This is a genomic window from Bradyrhizobium sp. CCBAU 53351, assembly GCF_015291745.1.
Lineage (GTDB): Bacteria > Pseudomonadota > Alphaproteobacteria > Rhizobiales > Xanthobacteraceae > Bradyrhizobium.
In genome coordinates, this window is the sequence record NZ_CP030059.1 from 1,399,285 (window position 1) to 1,424,888 (window position 25,604).

Annotated in this window: 21 protein-coding genes; 7 read left to right on the plus strand and 14 right to left on the minus strand. The window is 65.8% G+C overall.

Annotation, left to right across the window (positions count from 1 at the left end; translation table 11 throughout):
* Positions 1-45: 45 nt before the first annotated feature.
* Positions 46-3,045: a bifunctional proline dehydrogenase/L-glutamate gamma-semialdehyde dehydrogenase PutA gene (gene putA / locus XH83_RS06740; protein WP_194406249.1), complete on the minus strand. Its 3,000-nt coding sequence runs from the start codon at positions 3,043-3,045 to the stop codon at positions 46-48.
* Positions 3,046-3,159: 114 nt separating this feature from the next.
* Between putA and XH83_RS06745 the strand changes: the two genes are divergently transcribed.
* A complete protein-coding gene (locus tag XH83_RS06745; protein ID WP_194406250.1) occupies positions 3,160-3,621 on the plus strand; it encodes an Lrp/AsnC ligand binding domain-containing protein in 462 nt (153 codons plus the stop codon).
* A gap of 172 nt (positions 3,622-3,793) precedes the next feature.
* Here the strand turns inward: XH83_RS06745 and XH83_RS06750 are convergent, their stop codons facing one another.
* From XH83_RS06750 to XH83_RS06765, 4 genes are all read right to left on the minus strand, one after another.
* The gene (locus XH83_RS06750; RefSeq protein WP_008563500.1) at positions 3,794-3,994 is read right to left on the minus strand and encodes a cold-shock protein; all 201 of its coding nucleotides are present in this window, start codon (positions 3,992-3,994) and stop codon (positions 3,794-3,796) included.
* 208 nt (positions 3,995-4,202) lie between these two features.
* Positions 4,203-4,511 carry a cytochrome c gene (locus XH83_RS06755; RefSeq protein ID WP_194406251.1) on the minus strand — a complete coding sequence of 103 codons (309 nt, stop codon included), beginning with the start codon at positions 4,509-4,511 and terminating at the stop codon, positions 4,203-4,205.
* 12 nt (positions 4,512-4,523) lie between these two features.
* Positions 4,524-5,723: a molybdopterin-dependent oxidoreductase gene (locus XH83_RS06760; protein ID WP_194406252.1), complete on the minus strand. Its 1,200-nt coding sequence runs from the start codon at positions 5,721-5,723 to the stop codon at positions 4,524-4,526.
* A 326-nt stretch (positions 5,724-6,049) separates the two neighbouring features.
* Positions 6,050-7,786 (minus strand): adenylate/guanylate cyclase domain-containing protein, encoded by a 1,737-nt coding sequence (locus XH83_RS06765; protein WP_194406253.1) that lies wholly within the window; start codon positions 7,784-7,786, stop codon positions 6,050-6,052.
* A gap of 244 nt (positions 7,787-8,030) precedes the next feature.
* On the opposite strand from XH83_RS06765, the gene XH83_RS06770 reads away from it, so the two are divergent.
* Positions 8,031-9,560 (plus strand): glycosyltransferase family 39 protein, encoded by a 1,530-nt coding sequence (locus XH83_RS06770; RefSeq protein WP_194408184.1) that lies wholly within the window; start codon positions 8,031-8,033, stop codon positions 9,558-9,560.
* Between the two features lie 65 nt (positions 9,561-9,625).
* Here XH83_RS06770 and XH83_RS06775 read toward each other — a convergent pair whose 3' ends face one another.
* Positions 9,626-10,654: a YcjF family protein gene (locus XH83_RS06775; protein WP_194406254.1), complete on the minus strand. Its 1,029-nt coding sequence runs from the start codon at positions 10,652-10,654 to the stop codon at positions 9,626-9,628.
* Positions 10,651-12,120, minus strand: a complete 1,470-nt coding sequence (locus XH83_RS06780) for a YcjX family protein (RefSeq protein WP_194406255.1) — start codon at positions 12,118-12,120, stop codon at positions 10,651-10,653. Before XH83_RS06780 ends, XH83_RS06775 begins: the two co-directional genes overlap by 4 nt.
* A gap of 181 nt (positions 12,121-12,301) precedes the next feature.
* On the opposite strand from XH83_RS06780, the gene XH83_RS06785 reads away from it, so the two are divergent.
* Both XH83_RS06785 and XH83_RS06790 read left to right on the plus strand, forming a co-directional pair.
* Positions 12,302-12,997, plus strand: coding sequence for a hemolysin III family protein (locus XH83_RS06785; protein WP_194406256.1), 696 nt, complete (start codon positions 12,302-12,304; stop codon positions 12,995-12,997).
* A 66-nt stretch (positions 12,998-13,063) separates the two neighbouring features.
* Positions 13,064-13,858, plus strand: a complete 795-nt coding sequence (locus XH83_RS06790) for an SDR family oxidoreductase (protein ID WP_194406257.1) — start codon at positions 13,064-13,066, stop codon at positions 13,856-13,858.
* A gap of 185 nt (positions 13,859-14,043) precedes the next feature.
* On the opposite strand, the gene XH83_RS06795 is transcribed toward XH83_RS06790, so the two are convergent.
* A complete protein-coding gene (locus tag XH83_RS06795; protein ID WP_194406258.1) occupies positions 14,044-14,499 on the minus strand; it encodes a MarR family winged helix-turn-helix transcriptional regulator in 456 nt (151 codons plus the stop codon).
* Positions 14,500-14,576: 77 nt separating this feature from the next.
* Between XH83_RS06795 and XH83_RS06800 the strand changes: the two genes are divergently transcribed.
* Entirely contained in the window at positions 14,577-15,353 is a 777-nt protein-coding gene (locus XH83_RS06800; protein WP_194406259.1) for an SDR family NAD(P)-dependent oxidoreductase, read from the plus strand.
* Between the two features lie 13 nt (positions 15,354-15,366).
* Here the strand turns inward: XH83_RS06800 and mdlC are convergent, their stop codons facing one another.
* The 4 genes from mdlC to XH83_RS06820 form a co-directional block, all read right to left on the minus strand.
* The gene (gene mdlC, locus XH83_RS06805; RefSeq protein WP_194406260.1) at positions 15,367-16,989 is read right to left on the minus strand and encodes a benzoylformate decarboxylase; all 1,623 of its coding nucleotides are present in this window, start codon (positions 16,987-16,989) and stop codon (positions 15,367-15,369) included.
* Between the two features lie 80 nt (positions 16,990-17,069).
* On the minus strand, positions 17,070-17,921 hold the full coding sequence (locus XH83_RS06810) for a MaoC family dehydratase N-terminal domain-containing protein (protein ID WP_194406261.1): 852 nt from the start codon (positions 17,919-17,921) through the stop codon (positions 17,070-17,072).
* A 14-nt stretch (positions 17,922-17,935) separates the two neighbouring features.
* Complete coding sequence (locus tag XH83_RS06815; RefSeq protein WP_194406262.1) at positions 17,936-19,039, minus strand: CaiB/BaiF CoA-transferase family protein; 1,104 nt, start codon at positions 19,037-19,039, stop codon at positions 17,936-17,938.
* Positions 19,040-19,048: 9 nt separating this feature from the next.
* Complete coding sequence (locus tag XH83_RS06820; RefSeq protein WP_194406263.1) at positions 19,049-20,218, minus strand: acyl-CoA dehydrogenase family protein; 1,170 nt, start codon at positions 20,216-20,218, stop codon at positions 19,049-19,051.
* A 125-nt stretch (positions 20,219-20,343) separates the two neighbouring features.
* Here XH83_RS06820 and XH83_RS06825 point away from each other — a divergent pair, with 125 nt between their 5' ends.
* A complete protein-coding gene (locus XH83_RS06825) occupies positions 20,344-21,264 on the plus strand; it encodes a LysR substrate-binding domain-containing protein (protein ID WP_194406264.1) in 921 nt (306 codons plus the stop codon).
* Between the two features lie 285 nt (positions 21,265-21,549).
* On the opposite strand, the gene XH83_RS06830 is transcribed toward XH83_RS06825, so the two are convergent.
* Together XH83_RS06830 and XH83_RS06835 are read right to left on the minus strand one after the other, a co-directional pair.
* Positions 21,550-22,824, minus strand: coding sequence for a cytochrome P450 (locus XH83_RS06830; protein ID WP_194406265.1), 1,275 nt, complete (start codon positions 22,822-22,824; stop codon positions 21,550-21,552).
* Between the two features lie 62 nt (positions 22,825-22,886).
* Entirely contained in the window at positions 22,887-24,152 is a 1,266-nt protein-coding gene (locus XH83_RS06835; protein WP_194406266.1) for a cytochrome P450, read from the minus strand.
* Positions 24,153-24,446: 294 nt separating this feature from the next.
* Between XH83_RS06835 and XH83_RS06840 the strand changes: the two genes are divergently transcribed.
* Entirely contained in the window at positions 24,447-25,601 is a 1,155-nt protein-coding gene (locus tag XH83_RS06840) for a DUF898 family protein (RefSeq protein WP_371746282.1), read from the plus strand.
* Positions 25,602-25,604 lie beyond the last annotated feature (3 nt).

Below are 25,604 nucleotides of genomic sequence, written 5' to 3' on the forward strand. Positions count from 1 at the left end.
TAGACCGATGTTTTGCCGGGATGCAACGGCGCCTGGCGCAAGGCCTCACTCCTCCCCCGCAAGCAGGGCCGCATTGCCGCCAGCGGCCGCCGTGTTGATCGTCACCGTCTGCTCGGTCGCGAACCGCGCGAGGTAGTGCGGGCCGCCGGCCTTGGGGCCGGTTCCGGACAGGCCGTTGCCGCCGAACGGCTGCACGCCGACCACGGCGCCGATCATGTTGCGGTTGACGTAGATGTTGCCGATCTCGGCGCGGTCGATGATGGCTTCGATCGTGTCATCGATGCGGGAGTGAATGCCGAGGGTCAAGCCGTAGCCGGTGCGTTCGATGGCCTGCAACACACGCTCGAGGTTCTCCGCACGATAGCGCACGACGTGCAGGATCGGACCGAAGACCTCCTCGGTGAGCTCGCCGGCCTCTCGGAGCTCGAAGATGTGCGGCGCGACGAAGCAGCCGTCCGGCGCGTGGCCTGCAAAGTGCAGCTTTGCCTCGCTCTTCATTCGCGCGACATGCGCATCAAGGCGCTGCTTGGCTTCCATGTCGATGACAGGGCCGACATGGGTCGCGATGTCGGAGGGATCGCCGATCTTCAATTCGCGCGCGGCGCCCGCGATCATCTCGATCATGCGGTCGGCGACGTCCTCCTGCACGAACAGCAGCCGCAGCGCCGAGCAGCGCTGGCCGGCGGAGCGGAAGGCGGAGGTCACGACGTCGTCGGCGACCTGCTCGGGCAGCGCAGTGGCATCCGCGATCATGGCGTTGATGCCGCCGGTCTCGGCGATGAGCGGCACGATCGGTCCATCCTTGGCGGCGAGGGTCCGGTTGATCAGGCGTGCGACCTCGGTCGAGCCGGTGAAGACGACGCCGGCGATGCCAGGGTGTGCCGTCAGCAGCGCACCGATCTTGCCGTCGCCCGTGACGAGGTGCAGCGCGCTCCTGGGAATGCCGGCCTCGTGCAGCAGGGCGACGGCTTCGCGCGCAATGCGCGGCGTCTGCTCGGCCGGCTTCGCCACCACGCCGTTGCCGGCCATCAGGGCCGCCGTGACCTGGCCGAGGAAGATCGCGAGCGGAAAATTCCACGGCGAGATCGCGACGAAGACGCCGCGGCCGCGCATCGCGAGCGCATTGCTCTCGCCGGTCGGGCCGGGCATCGCGGTATCGTTGCCGAACAGCTTGCGGCCGTGTGCGGCATAATAGCGGCAGAAATCGGCCGCTTCGCGCAGCTCCGACAGCGCATCGTCGAGCGTCTTGCCGCCTTCTCGTTGCAAGAGCGCGATGAAATGGGCGCTGCGGCTCTCCAGCAGATGCGCGGCCTGCTCCAGCGCCGCCGCGCGTGTGCCTGCGGGCGTCCGGCTCCAGGCGGCAAAGCCGGCGCGCGCCGCGGCGACCGCTGCGTTGGCCTGATCCGGCGTGGCGTCGGTGATCGGCTTGAGGTCGGCCGGCTCGGCTCTGACACTTGCCAGCAATTGGTCGAGCGCGAGGCGTGAGCCGAATTCGACGCCGCGTGAATTGCGCCGCTCCGGCGCAAAGAGATCGCCGGGCAGCGGAATCTTGGGATGGGCCGCCGCTTGCGGCCGGAGAACAGCATCCGCCGGACGTTGCAGCAGCGCCATCACCGGCACGCGATAATCGGCGGCCTGCGCCACGAACGACGAGTTCGCGCCGTTCTCCAGCAGCCGCCGCACCAGATAGGCGAGCAGGTCGCGATGGCTGCCGACAGGCGCATAGGTGCGGTAGGCGATCTCAGGATGATCCTTGGCGAGCTGCTCGTAAAGCGCTTCGCCCATGCCGTGCAAGCGCTGGAATTCGAAGCCGCCGCCGTCTTTCGCGAGCTCCAGCACGGTCGCGACGGTCAGCGCGTTGTGGGTGGCGAATTGCGGGAAGATGCGCGGCCGCAGCGCCAGCAGCTTCGTCGCGCAGGCGACGTAGTTCAGGTCCGTCATCGCCTTGCGCGTGAAGACGGGATAGCCAATGAGCCCGCGCTCCTGCGCGCGCTTGATCTCGGTGTCCCAATAGGCGCCCTTGACGAGGCGTACCATCAGCTTGCGGTCATGCGCGCGCGCGAGTGCATCGACATAGTCGATCACCGCGCTGGCGCGCTTCTGATAGGCCTGGATCGCGAGGCCAAATCCGTCCCACCCCTGAAGCGAGGGATCGGCGAGCGTCGCGGCGATCACGTCGAGCGACAGCTCCAGCCGGTCGGCCTCTTCGGCGTCGACGGTGAAGTTGAGGTCGTGGGCCTTGGCGCGCTGCGCAAGGTCCAGCAGCAGCGGCACCAGCTCGGCCATCACGCGGTCGCGGCTGATCGCTTCGAAGCGCGGATGCAGCGCCGAGAGTTTGACGGAGATGCCGGGCCGGTCGGGCAGGGGGCGATCGCCGGCCGCCTTGCCGATGGTCTCGATCGCGCTGGCATAGGCGTCGAAATAGCGCTTCGCGTCCGCCGCCGTGCGCGCGCCTTCGCCGAGCATGTCGAAGGAATAACGCGGCTTCTGGCCGGAGCGCGGCCGGCCCCGCTCCAGCGCCTGCTCGATGGTCTCGCCCAGCACGAAATGGTTGCCCATCAGCCGCATCGCCTGGCGCGTCGCGGTGCGCACCGCCGGCGCGCCGAGCCGCTTGACAAGGCGGCCGATGGTGCCGTCGGGCGTCTCGCCGGGCTGGATCACCCGCGCCGACAGGCCGAGCGCCCAGGCCGAGGCGTTGACCAGGAAGGCGGTGGACTTGGTCTCGTGATGGATGAAATCGCCCTCGCCGAGCTTGTCTTCGATGAACTGGTCGGCCGTGTGCGCATCGGGCACGCGCAGCAGCGCCTCGGCCAGCACCATCAAGGCGAGGCCCTCCTTGGTCGAGAGCGCGAACTCCCGCAGCATGTCCTCGACCCCACCGAGCCGGTCGTCGCGCTTGCGGACCGCCTCGATCAGCCGCGTCGCGGTGCGGTCGATCCGCGCCTCCTGCGGCGGACTGAGATGCGATGCCGGCAACAGCTTGGCTGCGATCTCGGCATCGTCTGGCGCGTAGGGGGCAGTGAAGGCAGGCGGGATGTTCGGCATGGCGTGTCCTGTGGCTGAAATCCAGGATAAGGCCCGCGTTACCGCAGTTCGATAGACAATCTAGCAAATTTGCCTTAGAAAATGAAGCTCAAGCATCGATTGGCCTCATAAGATATGGAACTCGATCGAATCGACCGGAAAATCCTCTCGATTTTGCAGGAGGATGGGCGGATCGCCAATGTCGAGCTCGCCGAGCGCATCGGGCTGTCGCCGACCTCGATCGGCGAGCGGCTGAAGCGCCTGCAGCGCGAGGGTTTTGTCGAAGGCTATGGCGCGCGGCTCAACCCGCATCGCCTGGGCCTCGGCCTGCTCGTGTTCGTCGAAGTGCTGCTGGACAAGACCACGCCCGACAATTTCGAGCGGTTTGCGCGTGCGGTGAAACTCGCGCCCGAGGTGCTGGAGTGTCACATGGTTGCCGGCGGCTTCGACTATCTTGTGAAGGCGCGGCTTGCCGACATGGCGGCGTATCGACGCTTTCTCGGCGAGACTCTGCTGTCGATGCCGGGCGTGCGCGAGACGCGGACCTATGCGGTGATGGAAGAGATCAAGCGCGACGCACCGTTTCCGGTGGGCTGACGACATGTCGTCGCGATTGTCATTGCTGCGGCGTTGAACAAGCGGTCTTCTCAGGAAAAATAGCTATCCTCGTGCAATCGCAACGCCTGTCGTCGAATGCACTGGCCGTCTTCTGAAATTTTCTTGGCCCGCTCCCGGAATGTGCTCCGGGAGGCAGCAAAGGCTGGCGGGCTTATACTTTGAGGTTCTCTGCGGAAGTCTTGCCCCGGTTTGCGATCTCTTCGTATTCCACCGTCTGTCCCTCGTTCAGGGTCGACAGACCGGCTTTCTGCACTGCCGAGATATGCACGAACACATCCTTGCCACCCGACGCAGGCTGGATAAATCCATAACCCTTCGTCGGGTTGAACCACTTGACCGTACCTTTAGCCATCACGACTTCTCCGCGGGTCTTCCTCCGAGATCGCGAACCGCCAGTCCCCGCCAACCGGCCGGTTCGGTCCTAACAGGATACGCGGAATGTGGCGGGCTTGGTAGCTCTAACCACATCGGCATTTCGCCGAATTCCGCTCAACTTCGCGGCGCTTTTGCCGGTTTTGCCCGTTTCGCGGTCAATTGGCCGGAAGGCCGCGCGCCGTCGGTCAATACGTCGCGGCCAGGTAATCGACGATCTTGCCGACATCGGCATCGTCGATCGGCGCGCCATAGACCTTGATCATCTTGGTCACCTCGGCCTGCCAGAAGCCCTTCTTGTCCTTCATTGGCGGCTGCGTCTTGATGTAGTCCGCCGAGTGGCAGGCGCTGCAATTGCCTTTGACGACTTCGAGATCGGGGCCCGGCTTGAATGCCGCGACCTCGTCAGGGGTCTTGTAATTGACCGGCGCGGCCAGTGCCGAACCCACCCAAGCGGCGAGGCCGAGCGAGACGGCGAGGAGAACGGTGCGCTGCATGATCATTCTCCCTCAGGCCACGGTCACGCGGGTGGTTTCAACGACGTTGCGTAGATAACCCGCCGGGTTCCAGCGTGGCGTGTCCGGCTGCGTCTCGCCGCCATTGCCGGTGGCGCGCACCTTGAGCTCAACGCTGCCCGCCGCGAGCTTCACCGGCAGCTTCCATTCGCGGAAGGCGTATTTGCCGAGATCCTTGCCGAGCTTGGCGTTCACCCAGCTCTTGCCGCCGTCGGTGGAGACCTGGACCTCCTTGATGCCCTTGCCGCCGTCGAAGGCGATGCCACGCAGGGTCACAGCGCCGGCCTTCAGCCTGGCGCCGTCAGGCACGCTGGTGATGAAGGAGCGGATGGTGAAGCGATTGATCGGGATCGTCGCCTTCGGCGCGGTGCCCGGCTCGATCGAATGGTCGGGTGTATCGGGAATGCGATAGGCCGACTTCATCCAGAAGCCGTCATAGACGTTGTCGACGACGTTGATCTCGTTGAGATGCTTGACCCAGTAGGTGCCGTAATAGCCGGGCACGATCAGGCGCAGCGGAAAGCCGTTGAGGAACGGCAAGTCCTCGCCGTTCATGCCGTAGGCCAGCATCACCTCGCCGTCCCGGGCGTGGTCGATGTCGAGCGCCTTGATGAAGTCAGGCGTCTTGTCGCTGACCGGGCCGTCCATGCCGTTGAACGTGACCTGCTTGGCGCCGCTCTGCACGCCGGCCATCTCCAGCACTGCCTTCAGCGGCACGCCGCGCCAGCGCGCGCAGCCCATGGCGCCGTTGGCGAGCTGGCCGCCCGCGACGCGCGGCTCGAAGAAGCCGCGGCTGTTGCCGGAGCACTGCGCGACGGCGACGATCTCCGTCGCCTTCATCTTCCGGATGTCCTTCAGCGACAGCTTGAGCGGCTTGCCGACCTTGCCCTTGACCTCGAGCGTGAATTTGTCGGGATCGAGATTGTAGGGCAGGTCGGAGAGGTGATAGCGCACGAAGAAGGCGTTGTTCGGCGTGATCGGGCCGTCGTTGAAGATCGCAAACGGCGTCTCGAGCTGCGGCGGCCGGCTGGTCAGGCCGATCATCGGCCGCTTCTGCGGATATTTCACCAGCGGTCGTTCGCCATTGGCAAAGGGCAACGTGACGGTGTCGAGGGCCAATGCCTTGGTTGAATTCAGTGCGGCCGCCATGGCGGCAAGCCCCGCTCCTTTGAGCAGGTCGCGTCGGTCGAACATTCTCGTCCCCTCCCGGAGCTTTTCTTCGGCCTGCGGTCATCACCGCCGACCCACGCTCATCTGTCGCAACGATCCCGGCGAAGTCAATTCGTGCTTTCGCAGCAGGCCCATGCCGCTGCGTTGCAGCAGGCCGGTGTTACGCCCGTGACGAGACAGAACGAAAGCGTAGCCGCGACGGCAGTGTGCTCCCTCGCCCCGCTTGCGGGGAGAGGGTTGGGGTGAGGGGGGTCTCCGCAAGGGAGTAAGCAGTTGGACTCGCGGAGAGTCCTCCCCACCCGCCGCGCTGCGCGCGTCGGCCTCTCTCCGCAGGCGGGGAGAGGCGGACATCACGCCGCGACGCGCTCGCTGCGGTCGACCAGCGCCGCCAGCTCCCGCGCATCCGCCACCACGCGCACCGCCATCGGCTCGTCGCGGCCGCGGATCGCGACCTCCTGGTGCGGCAACGCATCGTCGGCGAGGCCCGCCGTGCTTCGGATTTCGTCCGAGACGATCGCCTCGCAGGCCAGCGTCTTGGTCATGTCCTGTAGGCGGGCGGCGACGTTGACGGCGTCGCCGAGCGCCGTGAAGACGATGTGATCGCGATAGCCGATGTCGCCGATGATGACCTCGCCGCCGTGAATGCCGATGCCGAAGCGGATCGGCTGGCGCAGATCATGGCTCAGGAGCTGGTTCAGCTCGTCGATATGGATGGCGATGCCGCTTGCCGCCTTCAGCGCCTGCCGGCAGGCGGTTTGCGGGTCGGCCGTCAGCCCGAACAGCGCCAGCATGCCGTCGCCGACGAACTGGTTCGGCTGGCCGCCATTCTCGATCACGGCCTGCGACACCGCGCCGAGGAAGCGGTTGACGATGAACACGGTGTCGAACGGCAGCCGCTTTTCGGCAAGCTGCGTCGAGCCGCGCATGTCCACGAAAAGGCTGACGAGATAGCGCTCCTGGCCGATGCTCGCCGGGGCCGAGGCGTGCGCGCTCGCCGACGACGTTTGCGGGGTGAAGAGCTGGAAGAAGGAGAGATCCGACGTCGGCCGCAACTGGCAGGCCAGCCGGATCGAGGGATCGTTGGTGCCGACGCGGGTCAGCACGAAGGCCTCCCGCTGCGACGGCTCGGGTAGGGTGGCATGATCGCCGATGACGCGGATGCGGCAGGTCGAGCAGCGGGCGCGGCCGCCGCAGACGCTGGCATGGGGCATATTGTGGCGCAGGCTCGCTTCGAGCACGGAAAGGCCCCTGGGGACCCGCACGGTCTTGCCGTTGCCATAGGACAGCGCGATCATGCCGCCGCGCCGCTCGCGCCAGGCGCGCACGCCGCGCGCTGCCAGCGCCAGGCCCAGCAGCCCGATATAGGTCATGGTGAAGGCGCCGGTGATGCGATCGAGCGTCGCGGCCTCGGCCGTGGTGCCGACCTGGCGGCGCGTGAGATTGTGCGTGCGCCATTCCCCGTCATCGGCTTCGTACGCGACGTTGCGGCCGCCCTGATAGATGCCGAGCAGCGACAGCGTCGGGATCAGCACGGCGGCGGCGAGCAGATAGGGCGCCGCGCGCGTGAAGAACGGCTTGAGGCGCAGCCAGAAGAAAATGCCGATGCAGCCGTGCACCCAGGCAACGAGCAGCAGGATCGTCATCTGCCAGAGCCGGCCGGGCGCGGCGACGAAGAACAGATACAGCTCCTGCGGATAGAGCTTCTGGTGATCGTACAGCGTGTAGCCGAGCCGCACCCCGACCACGTGCGCCATGACCAGCGCAGGGATGCTCAAGCCCAGCACGAGCTGCAGCGGCTCGACCGTCCGCCAGCGGAACTGGCGGCGCTGGTACAGCGCGTAGATGCCGAGGCCCATATGCGTGAGCGCGGCGGAGTAGAACACGATCGAGACGGGCAGGAACTGCCAGAAGGCGGTGTGGTAATAGACCCCGGCCTCCATGGCCTCGACCGAGATGTTGCCGAGCGCATGGTTGAGGAAATGGCTGATCACATAAGAGAACAGGATCAAGCCGCAGACGAGCCGCACCTGCCGCACGCTGGTCGCGCGGGAAAGCTCGGAAAATCGTGAAGATGCGGTGGCGGCCATGATTCGGTTGTATCAGTTCACCAAGGAGAACAGCCAGCGTAGCGCTAAATTCCCGGGGTGGACAGCTGGCGGGATCACATGCGCGCAAGGTTACGAAACCGTAGGGGGTGAAGGCGCCCGCCATACCCATCGCTGTGCTGCCCCCGCATTGACTCCCCCTCCCAGGTTGGCGAAAAGCGCGGCCGTGACGATCGCTCCCGATATCTCCGTGAAGCCCGGCGGCTCCGACCGCCGTCTCATCCTGATGGCCGTGCTCGTCATCGCCGCGATGACGCTGCTGCGCATTGTCTACGCCTCCGCGATCGAGTTGCGCACAGACGAAGCCTATTACTGGACCTGGTCCAAGGAGGGCGCGCTCAGCTTCCTCGATCACCCCCCGGGCATTGCCTGGCTGATCCGCTTCGGCACCGCGATCTTCGGCGACACGCCGCTCGGGGTCCGCTTCGGCGGGATCGTCGCGATGCTGCTGACGCAGCTGCTGCTGGCCGACATCGTCCGCCGCCTCGCCCACGATGTGCGCGCGATCGTGCTCGCGGTGCTGATGCCGGAGGCCGCGCTCTATTACGGCCTGCTGATGGCCAAGGTCGCGCCCGATGTCGCCATGATCCCGTTCGCGGTGGCGATGATGTGGTCGCTGGTACGGCTGGCGCAGAGCGGCGACGGACGCTGGTGGCTGGCAGCCGGCCTGTTCGCCGGCCTCTCGATGCTGTCGAAATTCACGGCGATCATGTTCGCGCCGGCGGTTACCGCCTTTCTGCTGGTACCGGATTGGCGCTGGCGCTGGCTGCGCAGTCCGTATCCTTATCTCGCCGTGCTGGTCGCAATCCTGGTGTTCTCGCCCGTGCTGATCTGGAACGTGCAGCACGATTGGGCCTCGTTCCGTTTCCAGGGCGTGCGCGCCACCGCCAATTACGGAATCTCTCTGCGGACGATTGGCGACTACATCGGCCTGCAATTTGGCCTGGTCGGCTTCGTCATGCTGCCGGTGGTGCTGACCGGACTGGTGCTGACGGCATGGCGAGGTGCTCGCACGCGTGAGCCGGCCGCGATCCTGCTGTCGACGGCGGTGCTGGTGCCATTCCTCTATTTTCTCTTCAAGTCGACCACGCTGCGGGTCGGCGATACCTGGCCGATGTTCATGTGGCCGGTCGGCTTCGCCGCTGACGCCGTGAACCTCGCAGCGATGATGAAGGAGAATTGGTCGGCGCGCATGCTGAGATCGTCGCTGTTCTGGGCGAGGACGGCCGTCACCACCGGCATCGCCTTCGTCGTCATCGTGTTCCTCTATTACGTCGTCGCGCCGTGGAATCTCCTCGGCAAGATGGATCCGATCGGCGCCGAGGCCGGCTATGAGCAGGTCGCCGCGCGCGCGCAGGCGGCACTCGACGAAACCGGCGCGACCTGGATCGCCACCACGGATTATCGCACCTATGCCATGATGCGCTGGCTGTTCAGGGGGCGCGTGCCCGTCATCGAGATCAACGAGCGCGGCCGCTTCCAGGATTTTGCCGATCCCGGCATGGACCGGATCAAGGGCCGCGCCGGCATCTATGTCGGCCGTGAGCCGGACAACCGGTCGTCGCTGTGGGAGAACATCCCGGCGAAACGCGAACAGCTCGGTAAGGTCGAACGGCGGTGGCGCGGCCTCGTGATGGACACCTACGCGATTGAAAAGCTTTCCGGCTGGACCCCGGACTTGTCACCGCCAAAGGACTCGCCGCTGTTCCAGTGGAAGGTGCTGGCGGGCGAGTTTGAAGAGCGTTCGCTCGGATAGAGCGGCACACTCCGCTTTCCCTTCTCCCACAAGGAGAAAGGGGACAGCGAGCGCGTGGCGAGATGCTACTCCTCCCCATCCTTCTTCCGCAGCAGATCGCTCGCCAGATCCGACAGCTTCGGCGGCGGCAGCGCCGCGAACGGCAACGGCCGCGTGACGTCGATCGCGGCCAGCCCCAGCCGCGCCGTCAGCAATCCATTCAGCACGCCTTCGCCGAGCCGTTGCGACAGCTTCGCCGCGATGCCATGGCCGAGCATCTGCTGCACCAGGCTGTCGCTCGCGGCCATGCCGCCGGTGATGGCGAGATGGGCGATGACGTGGCGCAGCAGGCGGATCATGCCGAGCGCGCCGGGACGGCCGCCGTAGAGATAGGCGAGCTGGCGGATCAGGCGCAGCGCGGCGACGAACACGAACAGCACGTCGATCGCCGCACGCGGGCTCACGGCGGTGACGATCGAAACTTTCTGCGCGGCAGACGACACCAGACGCCGCGCCTCTGCATCCAGCGGCGACATCAGCTCGCGCTCGGCGAGCCGGATCATGTCGGCGCCGTCGATGATCTCGCCGGTGTGGCTCTCAAGCGTGGCGCGGGCGCGCGCCAGCTGCGGGTTCTGGTGCGCGATCTTGAGCAGATCCTGCACGATGACGCGGCTCTCCTTGCGGTCGTCGTTGACTAGCACGGCGGCTGCGCGCGCATGCAGCTTCTCGATCGTTGCGAGGCGCGCGAGCCCGAACGCCTCGCGCCCGATCACGACGGCCAGCGCCAGCGCGGTGACGGAGGCGAAGGCGAGGCCGACGAAGCCAAGCGTCTCGCTGCGGGCGAACAGATCCTCGACCAGATGGACCACGCCGAGCCCGGTGCCGAGCAGCGTCAGACCGGCAAGTCCAGACCAGAACAGCGTGCCCCAGGGAAAGCCACGCCGCGCCGGCAGCGCGGCCGCGATCGGCACCGGAAGCGCCTGCGGATCGTGCTCCGGCGTGATCTGGATGGTGGCGCGGCTGAGCCGGCTGGTCTCGTCGGCTTCGGTGACGACGACGCCTGGATCGTCGAGCCGGAACGTCGCCGGCCGCCGCGGCGGGGATCGGTCGTTCATGCGAGCTTGTCTCCGATCAGGAACTGCAAGGCGCGGTCGAGGCGGATGTGTGGCAGCGCGGGCTCGCTATGTCCCTCGCGCTCGAGCCTTGGCGGACGGAAGCGCAGGAAGCGGAAATCGCTCTTGCCGGCAGTCTCGGTGGAGAGGCCGCGGAACGCATCACGGCCGTTGAACAGCGGCTCGGGATCGAGCGGCAGGTCGCCCGGAAAGGTCGCCACTTCCGTATTGCCGTCGAAGAACTCGCCGCCGGCACTTTCGCCCGCGGCCGGCGTTCCCAGGATCGACGGTAGTTTGTCGCGGCCGCGCGCGACCTGCGCCTCCCGCGTGGCACGCACCGCGGCCAGCGCCACCACGTCGATGGAAGCGCCGGTCGTCTCCGCGCGCGCGACGGCGCCGGAGACGGCGCGGCGCAGCACGGCCTCGAGCCGGTCGTGGCTGGAATGATGCAGATGGTCCGCCTTGGTCGCCGCGAACAGGATGCGGTCGATGCGCGGCCGGAACAGGCTGGAGAGGATCGTGCTGCGGCCGATGTTGAAGCAATCGAGAATGCCGGCGAGCGCGGCTTCGAGATCATGCAGCGCTTCGGGACCGGAGTTGAACGCGGACAGCGCGTCTGCCAGCACGATCTGGCGATCGAGCCGGGCGAAATGATCGCGGAAGAACGGCCGCACCACGACGTCCTTGTAGGCCTCGAAGCGGCGCACCATCATCGCCCACAGCGATCCCTCGCCCGCCTGCCTGCCGATGGGCACGTCGAGCGGTGCAAAGGTCAGCGCGGGGGAGCCTGCGAGATTGCCGGGCATCAGGAAGCGGCCGGGCGGCAGCAGGCTCATCGCGAAGCGCTCGTCGCGGCAGGCGCGCAGATAATCGGTGAACAGCTTCGCGGCGGTGAGCGTTGCCTGCTCGTCCTCGCGCGCGTCGGGCTTGAGCGTTGCGAGATGCGCGTGCCATTCGCCCGCAAGATGCGCGCGCGGCGCCTCGCGCGACAGCGCAAGACTTTCCGCCGACCATTGCTCGAAACTCTTCTGCAGCAGCGGCAGGTCGAGCAGCCATTCGCCGGGATAGTCGACGATGTCGAGCGTCAGCGTGCGGTCGGCGCCGTTCGGGCGCTGATAGTCGATGACGAGGCGGAGCTCGCTGATGTCGACGGTCGAGTTCGGCCAGCGCCGTTCCTCGACCAGTGCGCGCAGATGGCTCTCATAGGCAAAGCGCGGCACGGCATCGTCGGGCTGCGGCGCCAAATGCGCTCGCGCGATCCGGCCCGAGGCATAGGCCTCGAACACCGGAAACCGGCCGCCGCGTGTGAGGCCGTGGATCAGCGCAGTGATGAACACGGTCTTGCCGGCGCGCGACAGGCCGGTCACCCCGAGCCGCACCGTCGGGTTGAAGAAGTGCTCGCCATAGTCGATCAGCGCCTGCGCGGACAAGCGCGCTTCTTCGACCATATCCTGGAAACTGAATGCCATGTGAACGTTGAAGGACCGTGGGCGGGCGGAAATGTGTGAGACCGATCACAAAAGTGGCAATTGCGTGAGGAAAATCAAGCTCCATACTTCCACCGTCTTTATCGGAAAATCAGCCGTTTGAACGACGCGCCGGTCCCGAAACGCCCATAGAAGAGGGCATTACCTCATTTTGCGGATTGCCATGACCGTCTTCCAACTGAAACAGCTTGCGTCCAATTCTGTCCACGCCGCGGCCGACGTGATCGGCTGGCACTACGACCGCGCCGAGCTCATTGCCGACGGCATCATTCACGCGATCGGCGTGCTCTCCGGCCTCATTGCCGCGACGGTGCTGGTGGTGCTGACGGCGATCTATGCCGATGCGACCGACGTCGTCGGTGTCTCGATCTACGTCGCCGGCCTGCTCTCGATGCTGGTGCTGTCGGCGACCTATAATCTCTGGCCGGTGTCGCCGGCCAAATGGCTGCTGCGGCGGTTCGATCATTCCGCGATCTATCTGTTGATCGCGGCGACCTACACGCCGTTCATCCTGGAGGTGAAGGACAGCGGGTTCGCGCTGGTGCTGCTCGCCGGCGTCTGGTGCGTCGCCATCACAGGCATCGTGCTGAAGCTGTTCTATCCCGGCCGGTTCGACCGCGTCTCGGTCGGCATTTACCTTGCGATGGGTTGGAGCGGCGTGATGCTCTACGACGCCGTGGTCCAGGCGTTGCCCGCGGTGGTGCTGGGCCTCATCCTGGCTGGCGGGCTGCTCTACAGTTTTGGCGTGATCTTCCACGCCTGGCGGCGGCTGCGCTTCCAGAACGCGATCTGGCACGGCTTTGTCTTGGCCGGCGCGGCGTGCCATTATACCGCGGTGCTCGACCTCGTGTTGAGCTGAGCAGGCTCCGCGCCGCGGAACAAGCGGGCGCGGTCTCAAGCGGTATAAGACGAGAGGAGACGTCGCATGCAGGTGACCGGCAAGGTCGTGGTCGTCACGGGCGGCGCAAACGGCATCGGCAAGGCGCTGTGCGAGGCGTTTTACAACGCGGGCGCGGCCAAGGTCGTCGTCGCGGACATGGACGCCGCCAATGCGCGGGCGGTCGCAGCCATGGTGGATGGCGCGGCCTTCAAATGCGACGTCGCGCAGGAAAAGGACATTGTGCACGTCATCGAGGAGACCGAGCGGCAGTTCGGGCCCATTGATCTGTTTTGTTCGAACGCCGGCATCGGCGGCGGCTTCGATCCGATGTCGGTCAATGCCGGCGGCGCCTCCGACGAGCCGTGGCAGCGCAGCTGGGCGATCCACGTCATGGCCCACGTCTACGCGGCGCGGCATCTCGTCCCCCGCATGAAGGCGCGCGGCGGCGGCTATTTCCTCAACACCATCTCGGCCGCGGGCCTGTTGTCGCAGGTCGGCAGCCCCGCTTATTCGACGACCAAGCACGCCGCGGTCGGCTTTGCCGAGAATCTCGCGATCTCGCACAAGGCGGACAACATCAAGGTCTCGATCCTCTGCCCGCAGGGCGTCGACACCAACATGCTGCGCTCGATCCCGAAGGGCCCGCAATCCGGCGACGGCGATCTCACCCCCGAGCAGGTCGCCAGGGACGTGCTCGCCGGCCTCGAGCAGGAGACCTTCCTGATCCTGCCGCACCCCCAGGTGCTCGGCTACATGCGCAAGAAGACCGAGAATTACGACCGCTGGATCGGCGGCATGGCCAAGATCCAGGCCAGGATGCGGGAAGAGTTCGGGAAGTAGCATAGGGGAGTTGCCGGCACACTGTCGCCCCATAACAGGTGTCGTCCCCGCGAACGCGGGGACCCATAACCCCAGAGAGAAGTTGGGCGAAGACTGGTAGTGTTACTTCCCGCGGTACACGCACCTCCGCTTATCGATAGATCACGCGGTATGGGTCCCCGCGTTCGCGGGGACGGCACCGGTGGTTAGGCGATCGCCTCATCCTCCATCCGGCTCGCCCGCAGCGCCCGCGCATAGAGCATCATCCCCTCGCGCACCTTGCGCTGCTCCGCCTCCGTCAGCGCCGCCAGCGCGCCGCGCACCTGCTGGCGGCCGAAGGCGTGCAGCGCCTCCAGCGTGCGCCGGCCTTTCGTCGTCAGCGACAGCCGCTTGCTGCGGGCATCATTCTCATCCGGCGTCTCGCGCAGCTCGCCGCAGTCGATCAGCTTGCGCACCAGACGGCTGACGCTGGACTTCTCCAGACGCAGGAAATCGCCGAGCTCTCCCGAGGTCATAGAGCCGCGGATGCCGATCTCCAAAATGGTGTGCACGGCCGACGGCGGATAGTCCGATGCCGCCACCGTCGCATCCATGAAGCCGAGCTCGCGCACCATCAGGCGCGAGGCGGCGCGAATGTCGTCGATCAGCGCAAGCTCGGCCATCCCTTGACTCCCGGCATATAGTTGTATCATACAACTATATGTGCGCAACAGTGCGCGCAAGGGTTTTGGAGTGGACCATGAGCGGAGCCTTGCCGACGGGAATGCGGATGACGGGCAAGGTCTGCCTGGTCACCGGCGGCGGCAGCGGCATCGGCCGCGCCACCGCGCTGCGGATGGCCGCCGAGGGCGCCGCGGCGATCATCGTCGCCGGCCGGCGCGAGGCCGAGATCGAGGCGACCGCCGCAGCGTGCCGCGAGCTTGGCGCGGAGGCAATCGCGTGTCAGACCGACATCACCCGAGAGGACGAGGTCGTACGCCTCGTCGGCACCGCTATCGAACGTTGCGGTCGTCTCGACGTCGCCTTCAACAATGCCGGCTTCCAGGAGCGCCGCGCACCGCTGGAGGAGCAGGGCACGGATATCTACGACAGCGTGTTCGACACCAATGTCCGCGCGCTGTTCCTGTGCCTGCGCCACCAATTGCCGGTCATGCTCGCGCAGGGGCGCGGCAGCATCGTGGTCAATGCCTCGGTGAGCGGCGTGCGCAATCCCAATCCCGGCTTCTCGCTCTATTCGGCCTCGAAGGCGGCCGCGATCTCGCTGACGCGCTCGGCGGCGCTGGAGAACGCCCCGCGCGGCATCCGCATCAACGCCATCGCGCCCGGCCGCGTCGTCACCGACATGATGCTGCGCGCCGGCGTCGGCGACGTCGCAACGGTCAGCGCGGGATTGCCGCTACGGCGCATGGGCAGCCCGGAGGAGGTGGCGGAAGCCGTGGTGTGGCTGTCCTCGGATGCGTCATCCTATGTGGTCGGGCACGTGCTGGCGGCGGACGGGGGATTCCTGGCGTCGTAGCGCGACGACATGATCAATGCTTCTGCCCGTACAGTACCGGCACCGCCGAATCCACGACGACCTCGACGAGGCTCGTCCCTTCATGCGCCAAGCCGCGCTTGAGGGCTTCGCCGAGCTCCGCGGCCTTCGTCACCCGAACTGCATGGCAGCCCATGCCCTCCGCGAGCCGCACGAAATCGATGCCCGGCAGCTCCAGCCCGGGCACGTTGCGCACCTGCATCACCTGGCTGAAGGAGCGCATCGCGCCGTAGCCGGAATTGTTGATGACGACGATGGTGAGCGGCAGCTTGCGCTGTGCGGCGGTCCACACCGCCTGGATCGAATACATCGCCGAGCCGTCGCCGATCAGACAGATTGTGCGCTGCTTCGGCTTGCCGAGCGCCATGCCGACCGCAGCGGGCAGCGAATATCCGAGGCCGCCGCTGGCCATCGTGTAGAAGGAATCCTGGCCCGGCATCGGCATGAATTTTTGCATCGCCGGCCGATGCGAGGGAACCTCCTCGACGACCGACGTACCCTCCGGCATCGCCTGCGACAGAGAGTGCAGCAGGAACTCGACCGGCAGCGGATCGGCCGCTGGCGGCGCCGGCGGCAGCGTGCGGCCCTTGGGCGCGGCGCGCTTGCTCTCGGGCAGCAGCTCGAGCAGCAGGCTCAGCGCCGGCTTCATCGTGGTGATGATGCTAGTGCCGACCGGGGTTACCGCGGCGGCATCCGCATCATCCGTGATCTGGAAGATGGTCGCGCCGCCGTCGAAGATCGCGGCATGGCCCTCGACATGGAAGGTGAACACCGGCGCGCCGATCACGACGACGAGATCGTGTTCGCGCAGCGCGTCGGAGAGCTGCGCGGGCGAGGCGTGCAAGAACCCTGCGAACTGCGGATGCCGCTCGGGGAACGAGCAGCGCGCCGAGAACGGGCTGACCCAGACGCTGGCCTTGGCCTTCTCTGCGACGCGCACCATCAGGTCCACAGCGCCGGCGCGATCCACGCCGGGGCCGACGACGAGGGCAGGGTGCTTTGCGCCGGCGAGCGCGGCGACCAGCGCCTTCATGGCGTCAGGCTCGGGCCCGATCTCGCGGCTGACCTTGCGCGCATCCACCGGCGCGGTCGCATGCGCCCAGTCGTCGATCGGGATGGACACGAAGGTCGGCCCGCACGGTGGCTGCATCGCGGTGTAATAGGCCCGCGCGATCGCGGCCGGCACGTCCTCGGGCCGCGCCGGCTCGACGCTGTATTTGACATAAGGCCGCGGAAACTCGGAGGCGCGCTCGGCATAGAGGAACGCCTGCAGCGGCAGGATCGAGCGCGCCTGCTGGCCCGCGGTGATCACGAGCGGAGTCTGGTTGCGATGCGCGGTGTAGATGTTGCCGAGCGCGTTGCCGACGCCGGCCGCCGAATGCAGATTGACGAAGCCCGCATTGCGCGTCGCCTGCGCGTAGCCGTCGGCCATGCCGACGGCGGAGGCTTCCTGCAACGCCAGCACATAGTCGATGTCGCCGGGCCAGTCGGACAGGAACGGCAGCTCGGTCGAGCCGGGATTGCCGAACACTTTTGTGATGCCGAAGGCACGCAGCAGGTCGAGCGTCGCCTGCTTGACGGTGACGGACTTGCTGCCGGTCTTGCCGTTCTTGGCCATGGTTTCCGTCCCCGAATGCTTTTATTGAGCCGTCATTCCGGCGCGATGCTTCGCATCACCGCGGAATGACGGTGTATTTATCACCAAACCGCCGTCCCCTTCATCGTCGGCTGCCCCTCCGCGTTCGCAGTCCACAGCTCCATGCCAGCCTCGGTCTCGTTGGCATTCACCGAGAACTCGCCGCCCTCGAACAGCGGCTGCAGCCCGCGATAGGTGAACTTCTTCGGCGCCTTGCCGCCGCGCAGCTTTGCCGCCATCTCGATGATCAGCGCGGCCTGCAACGGTCCGTGGAAGATCAGGCCCGGATAGCCCTCGACCTTGGTGACGTAGTCGCGGTCGTAATGAATGCGATGGCCGTTGAAGGTCAGGGCGGAATAGCGGAACAGCAGCACGGGATCGGAGACATGGGTCTCGCGGTGCTGCGCCTTCGGCGGCGGAGGTGGAGCCTTGCCGCTCGCGGGTGCGCTGCTCGTCATCTCGCGATAGACGATGTCCTGCCGTTCGCGGATCGCGATGCCGCGCGGCGAGGAAATGCTGTGCTCGACCGAGACGAAGCACAGCGTGCCGGTCGAGCCTGATTTCACCTGTACGTCGGCGATGCGCGAGGTCCGCGTCGATTCATCGCCGACCTGCAGCGGCTGCAGGAACTCGATCTCGCCGCCGGCCCACATCCGGCGCGGCAGCGGCACCGGCGGCAGGAAGCCGCCGCGGGTGGGGTGGCCGTCGGGCCCGAGCATCGACATCGGAAACACCGGCTGGGCCAGGCACCAATGCACGGTGAACGGGGCGGCATCGCCCTTCCGGGGTTCGCCGACGTCCTGGAACAGCGTCGCGCGCAAACCCATGACGAGCTGCGCGGTGACGATGTCGGTCGCCTCCGTGCTGCGGCCGATCCATTGCCGCAAGTGATCGATATCGAGCTTCTCGGTCATGACGCCTCGCTCTGTTACTTCTTGAACTTTGGCTTATCGCCGATCGCCGGCACGGCGCCATAGCTGCGCGTCTCGCCGACGATGATCGGCGCCGGCGCAGGATAGCTGACGCGCCCGTTCGGCGTGTCGACCTCGATGCGGCGCAGATGCGGATGGTTGGTGAGGTCGGCCATGGTGTTGACCTCGGCAAAGGCGATGTCGGCGTCCGACAGCCGCTTCAAGAGCTCGTCGCGCGTCATCTTGCCGAAGATATTTGCGACCGTCGTGTCCGTGAAGTCGCGGTTGCGCACGCGCTCGACCATGTTGGCGACACGGGGATCGGCGGGCAGGTCGGGCTGATCGAGCACCTTGGCGCAGAGCGTCTTCCACTCGCGCTCGCTCTGGATCGAGATCAGGATGTCCTTGCCGTCCCTGGAGGTGAACACGCCATAGGGTGCGATCGAGGGATGGCGCAGGCCCATGCGCTTCGGCGGGTTGCCGGCCTCGGAGTTGAGCAGCGGAACAGTGCACCAGTCCGCCATCACGTCGAACATGGAGATGCGGATGTCGGCGCCCTTGCCGGTGCGTCCGCGCGCGATCAGCGCCTCCAAAATCGCTGCATGCGCGGTGGCGCCGGTCGCGACGTCCACGATCGACATGCCGACGCGCGAGGCGCCATCGGGGTTGCCGGTGATCGAGGCAAGCCCGCTCTCGGCCTGGATCAGCAGATCATAGGCCTTGCGGTGCGCGTAGGGGCCTTCGTCGCCGTAGCCGGTGATGGTGCAGGAGATCAGCTTCGGATAGTCCTTCAGCAGCCGCTCGCGCGAGAATCCCAGCTTGTCCATCGAGCCCGGCTTCAGGTTCTGGATCAGCACGTCGGCATTTGCGATCAGCGTTTCCAGCTCGGCGCGGCCTTCCTTGGTCGTGAGATCGACCACGGCGGATTGCTTGCCGCGGTTGAGCCAGACGAAATAGCTGCTCTGGCCCTTGGCCGCCGCGTCATAGCCGCGGGCGAAATCGCCCTCGGGCCGCTCGATCTTGATCACCTCAGCGCCGGCGTCCGCCAGCCGCGAGGAGCAGAACGGCGCCGCCACCGCCTGCTCGACCGCAATCACCCTGATCCCGTCCAGTGCTCCCATGACGTGGCCTCAGTATGAGCGCGGCATGCCGAGCACGTGCTCGGCGACAAAGGACAGCACGAGGTTGGTCGAGATCGGCGCGACCTGATAGAGCCGCGTCTCGCGGAATTTGCGCTCGACGTCGTATTCCTCGGCAAAGCCGAAGCCGCCATGGGTCTGGATGCAGGCATTTGCCGCTTCCCAGGATGCGTCCGCCGCCAGCATCTTGGCCATGTTGGCCTCCGCGCCGCAATCGAGCCCGGCCTCGTATTTGCGCGTGGCTTCCTTCACCATCAGCTCGGCCGCGCGCATCGAGGCGTAGGCCTTGGCGATCGGGAACTGGATGCCTTGATTCTGGCCGATCGGACGACCGAACACGGCGCGGTCCTTGGCGTAATTGGTGGCCTTCGCAATGAACCATTTGGCATCGCCGACGCATTCGGCTGCGATCAGGATGCGCTCGGCATTCATGCCTGAGAGGATATAGCGGAAGCCCTTGCCTTCCTCGCCGATCAGATTCTCCGCCGGCACCTTCATGTCGGTGAAGAACACTTCGGTGGTGGCGTGATTCATCATGGTGCGGATCGGGCGGATCTCGAGGCCATTGTTCTTGGCCTCGCGCATGTCGACGATGAAGACCGACAGGCCATCGGTGCGCTTCTTGGCCTGCTCTTTCGGCGTGGTGCGTGCCAGCAGCACCATCAAATCGGAATGCTCGGCGCGGCTGGTCCAGATCTTCTGGCCGTTGACGATGTAGCTGTCGTTGCCTTCCTTGCGCGCGAAGGTCTTCAGCGAGGAGGTGTCGGTGCCGCTGGTCGGCTCGGTGACGCCGAAGGCCTGCAGGCGCAACTCGCCGCTCGCGATCTTCGGCAGATATTTTGCCTTCTGCTCGGCATTGCCGTGCCTGAGCACGGTGCCCATCGTGTACATCTGGGCATGACAGCCGCCGCCGTTGCAGCCCGCGCGCTGGATCTCTTCCAGGATCGCCGCCGCGGCCGACAGCTTCAGGCCCGCACCGCCATATTCCTCGGGAATCAGCACCGAGAGATAGCCGGCCTGGGTCAAGGCGTCGACGAAGGCCTTGGGGTAGGCCATCTCGCGATCAAGCTTGCGCCAATATTCGCCGGGGAACTGCGCGCAGAGTTTTGCGACGGCGTCGCGGATGTCGGCGTAATCTTCGGTGTGGTGTTCTTGACTCATGGCGTTTCCAGTTCTTGGCGGCAGTTAAGATAACGCCGGTCAATCCTCCGGCGTTGTGAAAACAACGCCAGCCCCCTATGCTCATTTGTTATAGCGTATGAAGTAGCCTTCCAGGGTTGGCAAGCATGGATTTCCGGCAGCTCAGGACCTTCAGTTGCGTGGCGGAGCTCGGCAGCCTGTCCAAGGCGTCCGACACGTTGCGCGTGGCGCAGCCCGCGCTCTCCAGGCAGATCAAGCTGCTGGAACACGAGCTGCGCACCGAACTCTTCACCCGCAACGGCCGCGGCATGGTGCTGACCGAAGCCGGCCGGCTGCTGCTGGCGCGCACCTCCGGCATCGTGCGGCAGATCGACCAGATCCGCGACGACATCCAGTCGTCTCAGGGACCGCCGTCCGGCCAGGTCGTGCTCGGCCTCGTTCCGACGGTGAGCTGCGTGCTGTCGGCGCGCTTTGCGCGGCGCTGCGTCGAAAAATGTCCCGGCATCTCGCTGCGCATCGTCGAGAGCTACAGCGGCCATCTCGTCGAATGGCTGCATCGCGGCGAGATGGACCTTGCCATCCTCTACGGCCGTTCTGCAGATCTGCATCTCAACGTCGAGAGCCTCGGGCGCGACAACATCGTCGCCGTCGGTCCGCGCGGCTGCGGCCTCGCGCGCAAGAAGAGCGTCGATATCGGCTGGCTGCTGCGGCAGCGGCTGGTGCTGCCCTCTCATTCCCACGGCCTCCGCGCGCTGATCGAGCACGCGGCCGCCCAGCGCAAGATCAAGCTCAACGTCCAGCTCGAGGCGGATTCGTTCCGCGTGCTCACCAGTCTCGTCGAGGAAGGCCTCGGCTTCGCGCTGCTGCCGCCCTCGTCGGTCCATGGCGAGGTCGCGGAGGGGCGGCTGGAGACGACGGCCGTCTCGAAGCCGATGACGCGCGAGCTCATTTTCGCTTCTCCGATCGACCGCCCGGTCTCGACGGCGTCCCTGGCCGTCACGACCCTCCTGCGCGAGGAGGTCGCCGCCTGCCGCAAGGACGGCGTATGGGACATCAAGTTGAGTTAGATGTCGTGTGGTAGAACAGTCGGGCGCCGACTTGCCTTCGCATCTGGCGCGAGCTGACATGCCGGAATTTTATAGCTGGGTCGGTGATCTACCGGTCTCGTACCCCGGACGCAGCGCAGCACGCCCGGCGATGCGAAGCATCGTCCGGTGTGATGCGCTGCAGATCCGGGGCCCATGTCGTTGCGAGGCCGTTGCTTGCTGGGTCCCGGCTCTGCGCCGCACCGCTACGCGCTGCGGCGCGTTCGGGACACGAGCGAACAAGATGCTGTCACCGGCAATGAGAGCTCAGCCCGGTATCCTCACCGGCAGCGTCTCGTAGCCCTTGATGAAGCTCGAATAGATCCGCTTGGGCTCGCCGACCACCTCGATGCGGTCGAAGCGCTTCAGCATCTCCTCCCAGATGATCTTGAGCTGCAGCTCGGCGAGGCGCATGCCGACGCAGCGGTGGATGCCGAAGCCGAAGGAAAGATGCGTGCGCGGCCGGGGGCGGTCGATGATGAACTCGTTCGGCCTGTCGAACATCTCATCGTCGCGATTGCCCGAGACGTACCACATCACGACGCGGTCGCCCTTCCTGATGTGCTTGCCGCCGATCTCGGTGTCCTGCAAGGCGGTGCGCCGCATGTGCGCCAGCGGGGTCTGCCAGCGGATCACCTCCGGCACCATGGAATCGATCAGCTCCGGATTGGCGCGGAGCTTGTCGTATTGCTCCGGGTTCTCGTTCAGCGCCAGCACCGAGCCGGTCATGGTGTTCCGCGTGGTGTCGTTGCCGCCGACGATGAGCAGGATGATGTTGCCCATGAGATTGTCAGGGTCCATGTGGCGCGTGGCGTCGTTATGGGCCATCAGCGACAGCAGATCGTTGCGCGGCGCCGAGTTGACGCGCTCGTTCCACAGCTTGGACATGTAGGCGTAGCATTCGTCCATCTCGCGGCGGCGCTCTTCGGCCGAGGCGACGATGCCGCTCTTGGGCAGCGCGGTCGAGACGTCCGACCAGCGCGTCAGCTTGCGCCGCTCCTCCCAGGGGAAGTCGAACAGGGTTGCCAGCATCTGCGTCGTCAGCTCGATCGAGACGCGCTCGACGAAGTTGAAGGTCTCGTTGCGCGGCAGATTGTCCAGCACGGTCTGCGAGCGCTGGCGGATCAGCTTCGCGAGCTCGTCCAGATGCGTCGGCGTGAACATCGGCGACACCGTCTTGCGCTGTGACGAGTGCTTGGGCTGGTCCATCGCGATGAAGCTCGGCCAGTCGTAACCCTCGGGCACGTCGCGAATCGAGATGCCGCCGAGCGTCGAGTCCGACGAGAAGATGCCGTGATTGGTGTCGACATGCATGATGTCGTTGTACTTCACCACCGACCAATAGGGCTCGATCGGCGCGTTGGTGCAGTAATGCACCGGCTCTTCCTTGCGCAGCCGCTCGAACCACGGCCACAGCGTGTCGTCCTGGAACAGCCGGGGCGCGCCGGGGTGGAATTGCGACAGCGGCGTCGCATAGGCCTCCTCGCTGGCCCGACGGATGCGTTCGGCCTTGTCCACCTTAACCGGCGCTTGGATGTTCATCGTCGTGGCTCCGTTTGTTCTTTCTTCGCCTCTGCCCCGCGTGCGGGGAAAGGCGAAGTAACTCACGCCGCAATCTTCACCGGCAGCTCTTCGAGACCCTTCACGAAACTCGAGTACACCCGCTTCGGCTCGCCGACCACATCGATATGGTCGAACCGCTTCAGGATCTCTTCCCAGATAATCTTGAGCTGGAGTTCGGCAAGGCGCAAGCCCACGCAGCGGTGGATGCCGAAGCCGAAGGACAGGTGGGTGCGCGGGCGGGCGCGGTCGATGATGAAATCGTAGGGCTTGTCGATCGCCTCCTCGTCGCGGTTGCCCGAGACGTACCACATCACGACCTTGTCACCCTTCTTGATCTGCTTGCCGCGGAACTCGAAATCAGAGAGCGCGGTGCGGCGCATATGCGCCAGCGGCGTCTGCCAGCGGATCACTTCGGGGACGAAACTGTCGAGCAGCGCGGGGTTCTCGCGCAGCTTGCGATATTGCTCGGGATGCTGGCTCAGCGCGTGCAGCGAGCCCGACATGGTGTTGCGCGTGGTGTCGTTGCCGCCGACGATCAAAAGCACGAGATTGCCGAGGAAGTTCTTGGCATCCATGTCGCGCGTCGCGGCGCCATGCGCCATCATCGAGAGCAGGTCGCTCTTCGGCGGCTGCTCGATGCGCTCCTTCCAGAGGCGGGAGAAATAGGCCGCGCATTCCGTCAGCTCGGCCTGCCGCTCGTCCTCGGTGGCGACGAGGCCGTCGGGCCCGGGAATCGTGGTGGCAATGTCGGACCAGCGTGTCAGCTTGCGGCGGTCTTCCCAGGGGAAGTCGAACAGCACCGCCAGCATCTGCGTGGTCAGCTCGATCGAGACGCGGTCGACCCAGTCGAACACCTTCCCGCGCGGCAGATTGTCGAGGCACTCGGCCGAGCGCTTGCGGATGTTGAGCGCGAGATTGTCCAGGTGCGTCGGCGTGAACATCGGCGCCACGGTCTTGCGCTGCGCCGCATGGCGCGGCGGGTCCATCGAGATGAAGCTCTCGCGGCGCAGGTCCGGGTCGATATCGCGGATGGTGATGCCGCCGAGCGAGGAGGCCGAGGAGAACACCGCGTGGTTGGTCTCGATCTCCATGATGTCGTTGTAGCGCGTCACCGACCAATACGGCCCGAACATCGAGTCCTTGCAATAATGCACGGGGTCTTCCCGGCGCAGCCGATCGAAATACGGCCAGAACGTATCGGTCCTGAACAGCTCGGGGTCACCCGGATCGAACTGCTCCAGCGGCAGTGACTTGGCGCGCTCGCGCAGTGCGTCGAGCTTGGCCGCGCTCTCGATGGTCCCATGCATGACCGTTCTCCCTGGGCATGAACCGCGCGTTCTCGTTGAATTCTGCGCTGCGGTATTTGATTTGCAATTACAGCCGGTTGTCTGCGCCGGAGCAAGGGAGAGTTTTGCCACATCCAACTTTCGCGAGAGGGCTGCGGGCCGTCCGCGAGCGTGATCCCCCGCACATCGCTTGTCGTGAAATCGTGACAGAAACCGACTGGAATCGAGGTAAATCGAACCCAGCCGGCCCGGGGGTCGACCAAGCCTCTGATCTATAGTTTGATTGCAACAGACCGACACCCCGAGGTTGCCGCCGTGAACGACATGCAATGGACCCCGATCGGCTCCGAGCCGCTTCCGCCGCCGCTGCCGCCCACGCGCGTCGATTTTTCCGGCAATCGCTCCGAGTTCCGGAGAATGGTCACCAAGGGTGCCATGTTGGAGCTCGTCACCTTCGGCTTCTACCGGTTCTGGCTCGTCACCGACATCCGCCGCCATTTGTGGGCGAACACCGCGATCGACGGCGATGCCGCCGAATATACCGGCCGGGCCAAGGAGCTTCTGGTCGGCTTCCTGTTTGCGCTCGCGATCCTGGTGCCGATCTACCTCGCCTACTTCCTTGTTGGTATCGAGTTCGAGCGCTGGCAGGGCTTTGCCTCGACACCGCTGTTCATCGGCTTCTACGCCTTCGGCCAGTTCGCGATCTTTCGCGCGCGGCGCTATCGGCTGACGCGCACGGTCTGGCGCGGCGTGCGATTCTGGATGGACGGCTCCGGCTGGGCCTATTCGTTCCGCGCCATGGCGTGGGGCTTGCTGGTGTTGCTGACGCTCGGCCTGGCGCTGCCGTGGCGCGAGGCCGCGCTCGAGCGCTACAAGATGCAGCACAGCCATTACGGCGATCTCCGCGGCGATTTCGAGGGCGACGGCTGGACCTTCTTCAAGCGTGCCTGGTGGCTGTGGCTGCTCAGCCCGATCGCGCTCTTCATCTTTCCGCTCGCGCCGTTCTTCTATGCCGAGTTCAAGGCGCGCGAATGGCGCTGGTGGCTCAACGGCATCCGCATCGGCGGCGTCAGCCTGTCCTCGAACCTGCCTCATGACGCCTTCTACGGCCTGTACTGGAAGATGATCGGCTGGTGGATGCTGCTCACGATGGCCTTCTCGGCCTATATGGGCGGCGGCGCGCTGTTGCTGGTCCAGCTGAGCGGCGTTCCGGCTGAGCAGATGCTCGGCTCCGACAATGCCGTCACGAGCATCCCGATGGTGGTGATGATGGTCATCGGCTATCTCGCCCTGGCGCTCGCGATCAACATCGTGATGCGCGTCTATCTTCAGCGCGATCTCTGGGCCAAGGTGCTGGAAACCGTCGAGGTGCACGACATCGCGGCGGCGGCGGATGTGCGCGGCAGCGGCCAGCTTGCCAGCGCGCTCGGCGAAGGTTTTGCCGATGGGCTCGATGTCGCGGGATTCTAAGCT